The 12,916-nt window shown below is 71.9% G+C and carries 16 protein-coding genes; 2 read left to right on the top strand and 14 right to left on the bottom strand.

What is annotated here, in order from left to right; genetic code table 11:
* Positions 1–3 precede the first annotated feature (3 nt).
* Positions 4–822 carry a dienelactone hydrolase family protein gene (locus LCD35_RS13965; RefSeq protein WP_224956884.1) on the top strand — a complete coding sequence of 273 codons (819 nt, stop codon included), beginning with the start codon at positions 4–6 and terminating at the stop codon, positions 820–822.
* A gap of 332 nt (positions 823–1,154) precedes the next feature.
* Positions 1,155–1,448, top strand: a complete 294-nt coding sequence (locus tag LCD35_RS13970) for a hypothetical protein (RefSeq protein WP_225044302.1) — start codon at positions 1,155–1,157, stop codon at positions 1,446–1,448.
* 45 nt (positions 1,449–1,493) lie between these two features.
* Here the strand turns inward: LCD35_RS13970 and LCD35_RS13975 are convergent, their stop codons facing one another.
* From LCD35_RS13975 to LCD35_RS14035, 14 genes are all read right to left on the bottom strand, one after another.
* Positions 1,494–1,937, bottom strand: a complete 444-nt coding sequence (locus LCD35_RS13975) for a hypothetical protein (RefSeq protein ID WP_224956880.1) — start codon at positions 1,935–1,937, stop codon at positions 1,494–1,496.
* Positions 1,938–1,964: 27 nt separating this feature from the next.
* Complete coding sequence (locus LCD35_RS13980; protein WP_225044303.1) at positions 1,965–4,568, bottom strand: hypothetical protein; 2,604 nt, start codon at positions 4,566–4,568, stop codon at positions 1,965–1,967.
* Entirely contained in the window at positions 4,568–4,879 is a 312-nt protein-coding gene (locus LCD35_RS13985; protein ID WP_225044304.1) for a type VII secretion target, read from the bottom strand. Before LCD35_RS13985 ends, LCD35_RS13980 begins: the two co-directional genes overlap by 1 nt.
* Positions 4,880–5,018: 139 nt before the next feature.
* A complete protein-coding gene (locus tag LCD35_RS13990) occupies positions 5,019–5,351 on the bottom strand; it encodes a hypothetical protein (protein WP_225044305.1) in 333 nt (110 codons plus the stop codon).
* A 114-nt stretch (positions 5,352–5,465) separates the two neighbouring features.
* Positions 5,466–5,588 (bottom strand): hypothetical protein, encoded by a 123-nt coding sequence (locus LCD35_RS29970; protein ID WP_255614910.1) that lies wholly within the window; start codon positions 5,586–5,588, stop codon positions 5,466–5,468.
* Positions 5,581–5,745, bottom strand: a complete 165-nt coding sequence (locus LCD35_RS13995) for a hypothetical protein (RefSeq protein WP_224956875.1) — start codon at positions 5,743–5,745, stop codon at positions 5,581–5,583. Before LCD35_RS13995 ends, LCD35_RS29970 begins: the two co-directional genes overlap by 8 nt.
* A gap of 51 nt (positions 5,746–5,796) precedes the next feature.
* On the bottom strand, positions 5,797–7,131 hold the full coding sequence (gene glmM / locus LCD35_RS14000; RefSeq protein ID WP_225044310.1) for a phosphoglucosamine mutase: 1,335 nt from the start codon (positions 7,129–7,131) through the stop codon (positions 5,797–5,799).
* 127 nt (positions 7,132–7,258) lie between these two features.
* A complete protein-coding gene (gene rpsI, locus LCD35_RS14005; RefSeq protein ID WP_308011247.1) occupies positions 7,259–7,654 on the bottom strand; it encodes a 30S ribosomal protein S9 in 396 nt (131 codons plus the stop codon).
* A 161-nt stretch (positions 7,655–7,815) separates the two neighbouring features.
* The gene (rplM, locus tag LCD35_RS14010) at positions 7,816–8,265 is read right to left on the bottom strand and encodes a 50S ribosomal protein L13 (RefSeq protein ID WP_224956873.1); all 450 of its coding nucleotides are present in this window, start codon (positions 8,263–8,265) and stop codon (positions 7,816–7,818) included.
* Between the two features lie 416 nt (positions 8,266–8,681).
* Positions 8,682–8,969, bottom strand: a complete 288-nt coding sequence (locus LCD35_RS14015) for a WXG100 family type VII secretion target (protein WP_224956872.1) — start codon at positions 8,967–8,969, stop codon at positions 8,682–8,684.
* Positions 8,970–9,030: 61 nt separating this feature from the next.
* On the bottom strand, positions 9,031–9,342 hold the full coding sequence (locus LCD35_RS14020; RefSeq protein ID WP_224956871.1) for a WXG100 family type VII secretion target: 312 nt from the start codon (positions 9,340–9,342) through the stop codon (positions 9,031–9,033).
* 246 nt (positions 9,343–9,588) lie between these two features.
* Positions 9,589–11,409: a type VII secretion-associated protein gene (locus LCD35_RS14025; protein ID WP_224967398.1), complete on the bottom strand. Its 1,821-nt coding sequence runs from the start codon at positions 11,407–11,409 to the stop codon at positions 9,589–9,591.
* A gap of 307 nt (positions 11,410–11,716) precedes the next feature.
* On the bottom strand, positions 11,717–11,929 hold the full coding sequence (locus LCD35_RS14030) for a DUF397 domain-containing protein (RefSeq protein ID WP_308016912.1): 213 nt from the start codon (positions 11,927–11,929) through the stop codon (positions 11,717–11,719).
* Positions 11,853–12,752: a helix-turn-helix transcriptional regulator gene (locus LCD35_RS14035; protein WP_308016913.1), complete on the bottom strand. Its 900-nt coding sequence runs from the start codon at positions 12,750–12,752 to the stop codon at positions 11,853–11,855. Before LCD35_RS14035 ends, LCD35_RS14030 begins: the two co-directional genes overlap by 77 nt.
* Positions 12,753–12,916: the final 164 nt, after the last annotated feature.

Consider the following 12,916-nt stretch of genomic DNA (forward strand, 5'->3'; position numbering starts at 1 on the left):
ACCATGGCGCGGAATGCCAAGAAGGCGTTGGAAGAACTGTCCCACCGCGGGCCGCACGAGGTGCTGCACGGCGATCTCGCGCTGGTCGGCCTGCCCGGCATCGTGTGCACGCCGCGCAGCGGGCGCGGACTGCCCGCCGTCGCGTTCGGCCACGGCTGGTTGCAGTCGCCCCGCCGGTACGCGGGGCTGCTGCGCCACCTGGCCTCCTGGGGGATCGTCGCCGCCGCGCCCGGCACCCAGCGCGGGCCGCTGGCCTCGCACCGGATGCTGGCCGCGGACCTGCGCACCGCGCTCGACATCTGCACCGGCGTGCGGCTCGGCGACGGGCAGCTCAGCGTCGACGACCGCAAGCTCGCCGTCGCCGGGCACGCGCTCGGCGGGGGCAGCGCCGTGCTCGCCGCCGCCGACGACCCGCGCGTCCGCGCCGTCGGCACCTTCGCCGTCACCGAGACGATGCCCTCGGCGCTGGCCGCCGCGCACCGCGTCACCGCGCCCGGACTGCACCTCACCGGCGGCAAGGACCTGCTCGCGCCGTCCGTCGCCAACGCCGAACCGATCGCCGCCGCCTGGGGCGGGCCGGTGCAGCTGCGCACCCTGCCGAAGGCCAGCCACCTCGGGTTCACCGAGGGCAGGCACTGGACGGAACTGGTGCTGCACGGCAAGGCCGAGTACCGCACCCAGCGCACCGCCCGCGCGCTGCTCACCGCGTTCCTGCTCCGCCACCTCGACGGGGACGAGCGGTGGGGCGCGCTGCTCGACTCCGACGTCTCCGGCGCCACCATCGACGAAGCCCGGACCCGCAGCGCGGCCCTCACCGCCTGAGTTCCGGCCGGCGATCAGCCGGAAACGCCTCGCGGCGGCGGCGCGGCAGCGAGAATCACCGCTCGTGAACGCTCCGCAGCGACCGCCAGGACCACCAACCGGGGTACGGGCCACCGCCGAGGCAACCTCGACCGTCCGGTCCGCCGTGGCGCCCGGCTTCGAACTGGCCGCGCATCGCCTACGGCGTGGTGCTGTGCGTGGTCGGGATCTTCTTCCTCGTGGACGGCACCACCTCGATCATCGACAGCATCGAAGCCGGCCGCGTAGTCGTGTCCGGCCAGACCTAGGCGGGGTGGAACAACGTCCTGGCGATCGCGCGCGGCGCCCTGATCGTGCCGGGCGGGCTGGTCGCCCTCGTCGCCGCGATCCTCTGCTTCGCGCGCAACCCCGCCGCGCGGATCCTCGCCGTCGGCCCGGCGGCCGCGAGCGGTCTCGCCTACCTCATGAGCGCCGCCTACGAGATGCACGACCTGGTGCACGGCGGGTTCCGGTTCGGCATCGGGCACTTCTTCGACAACCGCTTCACCGCTCTCCTCGTGATCGGCCTGGCGGCGACGCTGCTCTCGTTCGTCCCCACGATCAGCAGGAGCGTGGCGGCGCGACCAGCGCCCTGGTCGCACAGGTGAGCCGATGAGATCGGGCCGCGCCCCGGCGGGGACGCGGCCCGGTGCTCACCTCAGCCAGGTGCGGTTCGAGAAGTCGTCGTCCTCGTCGTCCTGGACGACCGGGCGGCGGCGGGACGCCGGTCGCGGTGCGGGCCGCGGCGGCGGCTGCTGCCAGCCCCGCGGCTCCGGCGCCATCGGTTCCGGGCGCGGCTTGCGGTCCTGCTGCTCGACCGGCCGGGGCGGCGGATCGGTGTACTCCTCCTCGTCGTCCGGGAGGCCCACGTCGATCTCCGCGACCCGGTTGCGCTCGGCGTTCTCGCGCTGCGCCCGCTCCCGGACCCGCTCCGCCATCTTCTTCGCCGTGGCGACCGTGCTCTCGATGCCCGCCTTGGCCTTCTCCGCGCTCTCCCGGGAACTCCGGGTGAGCTCGTGGCTGCGGTTCACGTCGTCGCTGACCAGCTTGGTCATCGACTCCCGGAAGGCGCGCGCCGCCGGTGTCTCGGTGCTCATCTCAGCCCGCACTCCCCTGCGTCACGCTCATCCCCGCCGGTCCTCGCCGAACACCGCCCGGTGCCGGGCACCGGACTCGTCCACGCCGTCGTCGAACAGCTGTCCCTGGGTGCGCCACGGGCTGGAGTTCGTCCGTTCCTGATCACCCGAGCCGCCGCCCTGCTGGCCGCCGCCCATGCCACCCATGCCGCCCATCATGCCGCCGCCCATGCCACCGGATTGCTGCGCGGCACCCTGACCGCCCGCCGGGTCGCCCATGGTGCCGAGCCCGGTGGCGCCCTGCGAGCTGCCGGAAGCCGCGTCGTCCGCACTGGCCATCCTGGTCGCGCCGGCCTGCGGCTGCGCGTCCCCGAACGGGCCGGGGTGCGCCGGCGGCGGATCCGAGAGGTCCCCGGAGAACAACTGCCCGGACATCGTCGTGAACGAACCGGGCACGTGGTCGCCGGTGAACGCGCTCGCCAACCCCAGCCCGGCCGACTGCGGAGCGGTCGGCGCCGGGGTCAGCGGGTCCGGCGGCGAGTCGGTCGACGCCGCGTACGCCGCGGGCGCCACCGGCTCGGTCCCGCCGGAAGCGGGCGGTTCGTAGCCGCCGACCTGCGGTGGCGTGCCGACCGGCGTCGACGGGTCGAATCCGGCGCCCGGATCGCGGCCGACCGGTGCGCTCGCCGCGGCGTCCGGCTCCGCCCCCGGCATCGCGGGCGGCTCGACCGGAACCGGCCCGGGCACCGCGCCCGGCACCGCGTCGCCCCGCGGCTCGGCACCCGCGGTGTCCTCGGCGAAGTCGACGGTCTGCTGCACCGGCGGCCGGCCGGGCCCGTTGTCCACGTCGACGCGGATGCTGCCGTCCGGGGCCCGCTCCAAGGTGATCGTGCGGTCGCCCTCCTGGATCACCGCCTTGTCGTCCTCGCCCGGCTGGACCGGGATGCCCGGTTGCTGGGCGGGATCCGGCGCACCCGGCATCGCGCCCGGAGCGGGCTGGGTGCTCACGCCGGGCAGGTCCGCCTGCCCCGGCATCGTGCCGGGGGTCGGGTTCGTGCCGACGCCCGGCAGACCGCCCTCGGGGCCGAACCGCACGTCGTAGGTCTTCGGCTGCCCGTCCTCGCCGATGATCGTGACCTTCGAGGTGCCCTGCTGGTCCGGTTCCTGGACCTGCACGGCGTTCTCGCCCTCGCCGATCGTCTCCACCGCGGGCTCGCCGGCCCCCGGTCCGCCCGAACCGTCCGCGCCGGGCTGCGGCATCCCCGGCACCTCGGGCAGCTCAGGGGGTTCCGGCGTCTTCGGGGCCTCGGGCATCGCCGGAGTCTCCGGCATCGAAGGCGCGCCGCCGGGCGAACCACCAGGAGAGCCGCCGGGGGAGCCGCCCGGAGAGCCGCCGGGTGAACCACCGGGGGAACCACCAGGAGAGCCGCCCGGCGAACCACCAGGGCCCTGCCGACCTGCACCTTGCTGGTCAGAACCCTGCGGGCCGGACTCGTCCTGCGCCGGACCGGGGTTGCTGAACGGGTTCTCCTCGGCCTTGCCGAGCTCCTCGTTCAGCTTCTTCCACGCGTCGTCCACGGCGGTCTTGGTGTCATCGCACTTCTGGACGAAGTTCTTCCACTCCGTCTCGATGGACTCGGCGAACTGCAGGACCACCGAGTTGGCCTTGTTCCGGGCCGCATCCTTCGTTTCCTTGTCGGCGTCGCCGCAGCTCTCGTCGATCGGGATCTGCCAGATGCTCGCGACCTTGCGGATCACCAGGTCGTCGTCGCTCCCGTTGGCGAGGTCGATGGTGACTTCCCAGTCCGGCTTGCTCTTCTGCTGGAAGACCGCGGCGCGCCGTCCGTCCTGTTCCAGGACGAAGCGGGCCTTCTCCCGGCAGAGATCGCCGACGGCCTTGATCGACTCCTTCGTGACCTGCGCCGACGTGCGCAGCCGCTCGATCACGCGATCCTGGGCCGTGGGCGTGAACTTCTCGTCGAAGAACCCCTGCGCGCTCTCCGACGCGGACCCGGTCCAGTTCTGCCGCAACTGCCCCAGCCGGTCGGACATCGCGCTGTGCGCTTGCCCCGTACCGCGGTCGGCCTTCTCCAGGTCACCGATGATCCGATCGAACTTGGCGAACCCGATGCCGCGCTGCTCGTCGTAGCGCTCCTTCACCTTCGCCTCGTCGCCGACCCCGACGCCGGCGTGCTTGATGCTCTTGATCTTCGCGTACAGCTTCACGAGGTCGATCATCAGACTCAACCCCGGAGCACCCGCGTTGAGCAGCTGGTCGGAATCCGCCGCCCCCGCGCCCTCCCCGTTGTCGGCGCGGCGCTGGGTGTCACCGATCGTGGACTTGCCGTTCTCGATCGCCTCGCCGTGCTCGCGGCGCGCCTGTGCGCCCTCGTCCGCCTGCTTCTTCGCGCCGGCGTAGGAATCCTTGACGCGCTGACCGGTGCTGGTGCCACCGCTCTCGTACGGCACCTGCTGCACACCGGCACCGTTGTCGTACTTCGTCATGTAGGCGTCGAGCTCGTCGTTCGGGTCATCGCCGCCCGAACGCCGGTAGTCGAGCAGCAAGGTCACCTTGGCGTCCTCGGAGACCGAGCTGTCGTCCATGATGGCTTTGACTTCGTCGACGGAGGGGAACTTCTGCTCGTCGGCCATCAGTTGTTCCCCGACTTCCCGACGGTCTCCGCCGCATCCGCGTCGGACCAGTCGTAACCCTGCCCGGTCTTCTCCAGCTTCCCGGCGAAGTCGTCCATGGCGTCGGCCATCGAGGAGACGCACTTCGACAGCTTGGTCATCGCCTCCTGGTAGCCTCCGAAGACCTGCTGGTGCACGCGCCCGAAGTCCTCGGCCCCCAGACCGAGCTCCCCGACCTTCTTGGCGTGCTCATCGCGCACCGGGTCCGCCGTACCCCGGATGCTGTTGCCGGCGGCGACCAACTCCCCCGAGTTCGTCCCGAAACCTGACATCGTTGCCCCTCCTCGCACTTCACGCCCCCACCGACGCGCGCACGGATGCGACGTCAGGTGGTGGCGCCAGGTTCCTCACCCTGGCAGGCGGGAGCGGCGCACGGGCCGGATCCGATGATCTCCTTGCATACGCGAAGGCTCACCGCGGCGGGTAGGGCCCCTGCGGCGGGTAGGGCTGCGGCGGGGCCTGCTGCGGGAACGGCTGCGACTGCGGGAAGGGCTGGCCGAACTGCTGCGGCTGGGCCGCCGGGAACGGCTGCGACGGCGGCGCCTGGGATTGGGGCGCCTGGGATTGGGGCACCTGCGAGTGCGGCCCCTGCGGGAACGGCTGCGGCTGCGCGTGGGGGAACGGCTGCGCGAACGGCGGGCCGGCCTGCGGCGGACCCGGCTGCGGGGCGTGCTCGCCCAGCTTCACCTTCACCACGAGCGCGGCGGTCAGCGCACCGGCGCCACCACCGACGAGAATGCTCACGAGCAGAAAAATCCAGTTCATCGGGTCCCCCCCTTCGGCTCGCGCCCAAGGTATCGCCCGCGGCACCGCGGACCACCGGCGGCTCGCCGACGGGAGGAGGAGCGGACCGGCCGCTCAGTACCCGATGATCACCAGCGCGAGGATCACCGCCAGCGCCATCCCGGCCAGCGGCAGCACCAGGAGCATGACCACGTTCGCGAGCCACTCCCCGCGCGCCGCGCGCACCCGCTCAGCCATGTCGGCGCGCCCGCCGGTTCACCCACCACTGACCGCCGTCGTGCACGGCGTTGATGGCTTTGGTCCCGGCTATGCCGAGGGCGGAGAACACGAGGACGGCGGCGACGAGCCCGACCGCGACCAGTCCGACGATGATGGCGACGACGATGGCACCCATGTGAGCAGCGTCTCACACATCTGCCCGCGCGGGGAGACCTAGATCACAGCTTCACCGGATGGCAGCAACGACCCCGGCGAGCCGTTGCGCGGTGGCGTCGGCGATCGCCTCGCTCGGCGCCTCCACCATCACCCGCACGAGCTGTTCGGTACCGGACGGGCGAAGCAGCACCCGGCCCTGCTCACCGAGTTCGGCCTCCGCGGCCGCGACGGCGTCGGACACCGAGGGAGCCGAGACGGCCTGCGCCTTGTCCACCACCCGCACGTTCACCAGCACCTGCGGCAACCGGCGCATCGTGGTCGCCAGCTCGGCCAGCGGCTCGCCGGTCGCGGCCATCCGGCCCATCAACCGCAGCGCCGTGAGCAGCCCGTCACCGGTGGTGGCGTGCCCCGGGAGCACCACGTGCCCGGACTGCTCGCCGCCCAGCGAGAACCCGCCGGCGCGCAGCTCCTCCAGCACGTAGCGGTCGCCGACCTTGGTGGTGCGCAGCTTCACGCCGTGGTCGCGCATCGCCAGGTGCAGGCCCAGGTTGCTCATCACGGTCGCGACCAGCGTGTCGTCGGCGAGTTCGCCGGACTCCTTCATCGCCACCGCGAGCACCGCGAGGATCTGGTCGCCGTCCACGACCTGCCCGGCCGCGTCGACCGCGAGGCAGCGGTCCGCGTCGCCGTCGTGCGCGATGCCCAGGTCGGCGCCGTGCTCCAGCACCGCGGCCCGCACGTTGTCCAGGTGGGTCGAGCCGACGCCGTCGTTGATGTTGATGCCGTCCGGGTCGGCGTGCAGCGCGATCACGTCCGCGCCCGCGCGCCGGTAGGCCTCGGGGGCCGCACCGGAGGCCGCGCCGTTCGCGCAGTCCACCACGACGCGGATGCCGTCCAGCCGCTGCGGCGTCGCCACCAGCAGGTGGTCCACGTAGCGCTGCACCGCGTCCGGCACGTCCCGCACCCGGCCCACGTGCTCGCCGGTGGGGCGCTGCACGTCCTCGTCGAGGCGCGCGGCGATCTCGTCCTCCACCGCGTCCGGCAGCTTGTGGCCGCCCGCGGCGAACAGCTTGATCCCGTTGTCCGGCATCGGGTTGTGCGAGGCGGAGATCATCACGCCGATGTCAGCGCCCAGCTCACCGACCAGGTAGGCGACCGCCGGCGTGGGCAGCACGCCGACCCGCAGCACGTCCATGCCCGCCGAGGTCAGCCCTGCGGTGACCGCCGCCTCCAGCATCTCGCCGCTGGCCCGCGGGTCGCGGCCGACCAGCGCCACCCGGCGCCGGGAGTCGTCGCGGTCGTAGAGCACGCGGGCCGCCGCGGCCGCCACGGACAACGCCAGTTCCGGCGTGAGGTCCGAATTCGCAAGACCTCGCACCCCGTCGGTGCCGAACAGCCGGGACATGTGCAGCGAATCCTCCTGGATCGACGGCAGGGCCACTGTCAGGCCGAACCCGGCCCGGAAAAAGATCACGGGAGCAGCCCCGGCGTCGCGCGGACGCCACGGCTGCTCCCGTGAATCGTACGAAAGGTCAGCGCTTGCTGTACTGCGGAGCCTTGCGGGCCTTCTTGAGGCCGTACTTCTTGCGCTCCTTCTCCCGCGGGTCGCGGGTGAGCATGCCGGCCTTCTTCAGCGCCGGGCGGTCATCCGCCTCCAGCTCGACCAGCGCGCGCGCGATGGCCATGCGCAGCGCACCGGCCTGACCGGAGGGGCCACCGCCGTTGAGGTTCGCGTGCACGTCGAAGCCCTCGGCGCGCTCCACGAGAACCAGCGGTTCCTTCACGATCTGCTGGTGGACCTTGTTCGGGAAGTAGTCCTCGAGCGCCTTGCCGTTCAGCTTGAACCCACCGTTGCCGGAGGTCAGGCGCACGCGGACGATCGCCTCCTTGCGGCGGCCGACGGTCTGCACGGCGCGGCCGGACGGGATCGGCGCGAACTCCTGAGGCGCGTCCTCGACGTCCGCGTCGACCTCGGTGTTCTCGGCGAAGTGCTCGCCGATGTTCTCGACGACGTCCTCGCCGACGGTCTCGATAACCGGAGTCTCCTCCGGAGCAGGAGTGGTCACTGGCTGGTCCTCGGGTCCCTCGGTCACTTCTCGACCTTCGCGTTGATCTGGTACGGCTGCGGGTTCTGGGCCGCGTGGGGGTGCTCCGGGCCTGCGTAGACCTTGAGCTTCTTGCCCATGGCCCGGCCGAGCTTGTTCTTCGGCAGCATGCCCTTGATGGCCTTCTCGAGCACGCGCTCCGGGTGCTTCGAGTCCAGAACCTGCCCCAGGGACTGCTTGCGCAGACCGCCCGGGTAACCGCTGTGCCGGTAGTGGAACGCCTGCTCGCGCTTCTTGCCGGTCAGCGCCACCTTCTCAGCGTTGACGATGACGACGAAGTCGCCGGTGTCGATGTGCGGGGCGTAAGTCGGCTTGTGCTTGCCGCGCAGCAGCAGGGCGGCCTGGGTGGACAGCCGGCCGAGCACCACGTCCTCGGCGTCGATGACATGCCAGGCGCGGGTCACCTCGCCGGCCTTCGGGCTGTACGTGCGCACGGATCTACCTCGTCGTCGTTCGCGTCGGAATCTCGGTGCGGACCCCGTGTTCCTCCGGGGAGCCCATCGGAACCGTGCCGGGTCGGAATCCCCGATCTGGCCGGGGAACCGGCACGTCCTGGGTGTCACCAGAGACCTGTGGCCCGGTTCGGCCTCGGCTCTCGCCGGGCTTTCCGTTGGGCCGGTCACCGCTCCAACACCGCAGTCGCGCACCGCACAACAAACAATCAGGGTACTCGTTGGCGAAAAGACCCACCGATACGGGGTCCCCTTCGTCGGGGGAACGCCGTCGGCGTGCCGAGTCGCCGAGTGGATGCTACCGGGCGGCCCGGGAGCCCCGGGCACCCGCCCCGGAACACCGCCGACCCCGGGCCGCGAGGGGCGTCCGGGGTCGGCGATCGGCGCGGCGCGGAGAATCAGCCGCCGAAGCGACCGGCGTTCTTCGCCTCACCGGCCTGGTAGGACTCGTTCGCGGCGTTGACGGCCATGCCCATCTTCGCGGCGATCTCGATCATGTTCTGGGCGGCCTTGTCCCACTCGGACTGCGCGGCGCGGTACGCCTCCTGCGCCTGGCCTTCCCAAGTGCTGACCAGCGGCTTGAGCATGTTCTCCAGCTCGTCCAGCTCGGCCTGGATCTTGGTGGCGGCACCGCCCAGGTCGTCGGCGGCCTGGCTCAGCTGGCCGAAATCAACCCGAATTTCCATGGTGAAGTCCCCTCACGTGAAGTGGTCGGAAGAAGGTGGAGAAAGAACGTCGGAGGCGGGCTCAGCCGCCGAGCATGCCCTCGATCTTGGAGATCTCGGCCGCCTGCTCCTCTTCGTTCTGGGTGTACGCCTGCCCCGAGGACTGGATGTTCTCGCTGATCTCGCCCAGCTTCTGGTTGATGGTCTTGGCGTTCTCCTGGAACGCGTCCATCAGGCGGCGGAAGACGTCGGACGCCCCGCCCTTCCAGGAGGCCAGGACCGGCGCGATCTGCCCGTCCAGCGTGCTCACCGCGTTCTCGACGTTGCCCCGAACCTCTTCGACCTGACCCGCGGCCTTCGCCATCAGGTCCGCGTCGGTACCCATCCCGCTCATAGGTGAGCCCCCTTCATTCGTTGCTCGAAGATCGATGAACCTACGACGCAGACATTGCCACGTCCGGTTCCGCCCTGTCCCAGCTTTTTCCGGAAACGGTTGCGGCTGTGAACGCGGAAGGGCGAAATCGCTGGTCACGCGCGGATTAGCGATTGCGAAAGAATCCGCTCGTGCCGAGTTCTCGGCGGATCGCACGCGGAATTCGCGAAAGCGATTTGCACCCGTTACCGATTTCGCGGGCGACCGTCACCCGGTGACCGAGAGCGAGGAGACGACCTGCTCGCAGGCCCGCTCCACTTCGGACTTCCCGGCCGGGGTGTACCGGCAGCCCACGCTCACCTGGTACTGCCCGCGGTGCACCACGAACCACTCCGCGGTCGTGCCCGGCAGGTCCTCCCGGTAGTACACGACGTCCCGGCCCGCGAAGGTCGCCGAGGCGTCGAAACCGGAGAACCGCCCCCCATCGGCGTTGAACCGGTCGTACTCGGCGCGCAGGTCCGCGACCGCGCGGGCCCGCCCGGCCGCCACGTCGTAGCCGAGGTCGCCCTGCTGCACGACGATCAGGTCGTCCCCGTCGGACCGCGGCGCGACCACCGTCTGCCACAGCTGCGGATCACCGCCGGTCTGCCGCCAGCCCGCCGGGTAGTCGAAGCCGTACTCGTACTGCGCGACGTGCCGCGGTGGCGCCGCCGCCCGCCCGCCTGCGACCTGCGAGAGCAGCACCGCGACCACCACCGCGACGACCACGGCCGCCGCCGCGCCCGCGCCCCACACCCACGGCCGCACCCCGGTCCGCCGGGGCACCGGGGTGTGGAACACCGGCCGGGTCTGGTCGCCGGCGCCGATGACGATGGTGGAGGCGCGGCTGAGCGAATCGCCCGGCGGAGCGACGGCGGGCTGCTGCGCCCACTGCTGCCGCGGGACGCCCGCGTGCTGCGGGCGCGCGGCGGGTGCGCGTGCGCCGCGGTGCGCGCCCGCGGGCGCGAGCCCACCGGTGCGCTCCGGGTCCAGCCGCACCGCCCGCAGCGCACCGCGGGCCACCACCGTCTCCGGTTGGTCCAAGGTGGTCGGCAGCACCCCGGTGCGCTCGTGGATGAGCCGGGCCACCAGCGGGATCCGGCTGGAACCGCCGACCAGGAACACCCCGGCCAGCCGGTCCCGCGGCACCTGCCCCTCCTGCAAGGTCGCCGAGACCAGGTCGGCGGACTTCGCCAGCGGTGCCGCCACCAGACGCTCCAGGTCGGCGCGGGTGACGTGCGCGTCGGAGAACGGCGGTGGCATCGGCACGTCGGTGTAGGTGTGCCGGGACAGCGTCTCCTTCGCGCCGCGCACGTCCTGGCGCAGCACCCGGCGGCGCCGCCGGTCCGCCATGTCGCGGCCCTCGACGAGCTTGTGCCACGCGGCCGGGTCCATTCCGGACACGACGGAACCGATGTGCTCCAGCAGGGCCTGGTCGATGTCGGCGCCGCCGAAGTTCGGCTCGCCCTTCGTCGCCAGCACCCGGAACGCGCGGCCCTGCTTGCAGACGACGCTGGCGTCCACGGTGCCGCCGCCCAGGTCGAGCACGGCGAGCGCCCCGCCATCGGGCAGCCCGTGCCCGGCGGAGTGGAACACCGCGGCCGCGACGGGCTCCGGCACCAGCACGACTTCCTTCGCCAGCCCGGCCGCGGCCTGGCGCAGCACCCCGGCGCGGACCGAACCCCAGTCCGCGGGATGGGTGAGCACGAGCAGGTCCACGCCCGCGCCCGCGGCGAACCGGCGGGCCTCGCCGACGGCCCGCTGCAGCACCGCGCGCACCACGTCGCCGACGCGCAGCACGCTGCTGCCCAGCAGCAGCTCGCCCTCGTCGATGCGGCGCTTGGGGTGCGGTTCGAACCGGGACGGGTCGACGGCGGCCTGCCGCTCCGCCTCGTGGCCGACGAACAACGTGCCGTCGGCCGCGGCGAACACCGCGGAGGGCACCAGGGGTTGGCCGTCGACGACCACCACCTGCGGTTCACCGCCGCCGACGGACACCACGGTGCAAGTGCTCGAGGTGCCGAAGTCGACCGAGACGTGCAGGGACACCCACTACTCCTTCGCGCACCGCCGCGGGGTCGCGTCGGTGTCTTCGCCGGGCCGCCGGTGCGGCGGGACGAACCGGGCGCGAACCCGAATGCCCCCGAACGGTTCGCGCGAGTCGGGCTCCGATCCCGAATCCACCCCAGCACCCTAGAGGCCGAGGGTGCGCGCAGTTCAACAGTCTGCCCTCGATCGGGTGGCTTTCGCGGCAACCTCTTGACGCACCGTGTCCGAGGTTCCCGCGCGCCGCGGGCACCGGGTGCGGCGCGGGCCGGGCACGCCCCCGCCCCCGGCACGCGCCGCCCGGCCGGGATCAATCCGAGTACTTGATCTCGGCCAGGAAAGTTCGCCACTGATCACGCCGGAAGCACAGCACCGCGGACTGGTCCTTCGAATCGCGCACATCCACCCGCATCGCGATCGAACCGACTTCCACGCACGCCGATTGACTACCGCTGTAGCTCGATTTCCGCCAACGCCCCGTCCCCATGACCAGTGCCCTCCCCGCACTCGTACCTGCGCGCATAAGCCGCGACGAGTTCCAAGGAACGATCAGGGCTCAGCGCCGTCCGGCACAGACTAGATCGCGCGTGCAAAAAGGGCGTTACATCTTCCGGGTCGTCGAGGAATGCACCGCACCTGCGCTGTTCCAAATGGACCACCGGCCTGCTCCGGACGAACTCCAGCAGGAGGAACGGGCCGTCCAGTCCGGTGTGCGCGCCCGCGGCGAACGGCACCACGTGCAGGGAGATGTTCGGCTCCCGGCACACCGCGCACATCGCGTTCAGCTGCGCGGCCATCACCGCAGGCCCGCCGACCGCTCGGCACAGCGCGGCCTCGTCCAGCAGCACCACGTACCGGGTCGGTTCGGCGCGGTGCAGGATTCCCTGCCGGGCCAAGCGGGCCCCGATGAGCCGGTCGACCTGCTCGGCCGGAACACCGGTGGCGTTGAACAGCGCGCGGGCGTAGTCGGGGATCTGCAGCAGTCCGGGAACGAGGACTTCGGACGCCTCGGTGATGCACACCGCGCGTTTCTCCGCGTCGATGAGTTCGGTGAGCTGCGCGGGCAATCCGATGCCCGATTCCCACCACACCGGTTCATCGATGTCGTAGGCGAGGCGCAACAACCGGTCGCGGTTAGCACCGCGCACGTCCACGGCGTCCAGGAAGGCCCGCACGGAATTCGGGGCGAGGCGGCGGCGGGCCGTCTCCATTCGGCTCACCTTCGCTTCGGAGCAGCCGATCAGATCGCCGAGCTGGCGCAAGGTCAGTCCGGATTGCTCGCGAACGGCACGCAATTCCTTTCCCAGCGCGCGGGCTCGGGGGGTGTCTGACATGGCCCACACCATAAGCGCGAATACCGAGGAAGATCTTCGCTCGATCGTGTCATTCACCGAGAGCGACGGGGGGGGGGCCCCCCCCCCCCCCGCGGGGGGGGGCCCCCCCCCGGGCCCCCGCCCCCCCCCCGCCCCGGGGGCGGGGGGGGGGGGGGGGGGGGCTAAGGCGGGGGCCC

This window comes from Saccharopolyspora sp. 6V (assembly GCF_020176785.1).
Lineage (GTDB): Bacteria > Actinomycetota > Actinomycetes > Mycobacteriales > Pseudonocardiaceae > Saccharopolyspora_C > Saccharopolyspora_C gregorii.

Bases quoted from the DNA above. Each gene is read 5' to 3' on its own strand.
- glmM (WP_225044310.1), bottom strand. From the start codon at position 7,131: ATGTCCCGGCTGTTCGGCACCGACGGGGTGCGAGGTCTTGCGAATTCG.
- LCD35_RS13995 (WP_224956875.1), bottom strand. From the start codon at position 5,745: ATGGGTGCCATCGTCGTCGCCATCATCGTCGGACTGGTCGCGGTCGGG.
- LCD35_RS14035 (WP_308016913.1), bottom strand. From the start codon at position 12,752: ATGGTGTGGGCCATGTCAGACACCCCCCGAGCCCGCGCGCTGGGAAAG.
- LCD35_RS13980 (WP_225044303.1), bottom strand. From the start codon at position 4,568: ATGGCCGACGAGCAGAAGTTCCCCTCCGTCGACGAAGTCAAAGCCATC.
- LCD35_RS13965 (WP_224956884.1), top strand. From the start codon at position 4: ATGGCGCGGAATGCCAAGAAGGCGTTGGAAGAACTGTCCCACCGCGGG.
- LCD35_RS14030 (WP_308016912.1), bottom strand. From the start codon at position 11,929: ATGCGCGCAGGTACGAGTGCGGGGAGGGCACTGGTCATGGGGACGGGG.
- LCD35_RS29970 (WP_255614910.1), bottom strand. From the start codon at position 5,588: ATGGCTGAGCGGGTGCGCGCGGCGCGCGGGGAGTGGCTCGCGAACGTG.
- LCD35_RS13985 (WP_225044304.1), bottom strand. From the start codon at position 4,879: ATGTCAGGTTTCGGGACGAACTCGGGGGAGTTGGTCGCCGCCGGCAAC.
- LCD35_RS13975 (WP_224956880.1), bottom strand. From the start codon at position 1,937: ATGAGCACCGAGACACCGGCGGCGCGCGCCTTCCGGGAGTCGATGACC.
- LCD35_RS14015 (WP_224956872.1), bottom strand. From the start codon at position 8,969: ATGGAAATTCGGGTTGATTTCGGCCAGCTGAGCCAGGCCGCCGACGAC.
- LCD35_RS14020 (WP_224956871.1), bottom strand. From the start codon at position 9,342: ATGAGCGGGATGGGTACCGACGCGGACCTGATGGCGAAGGCCGCGGGT.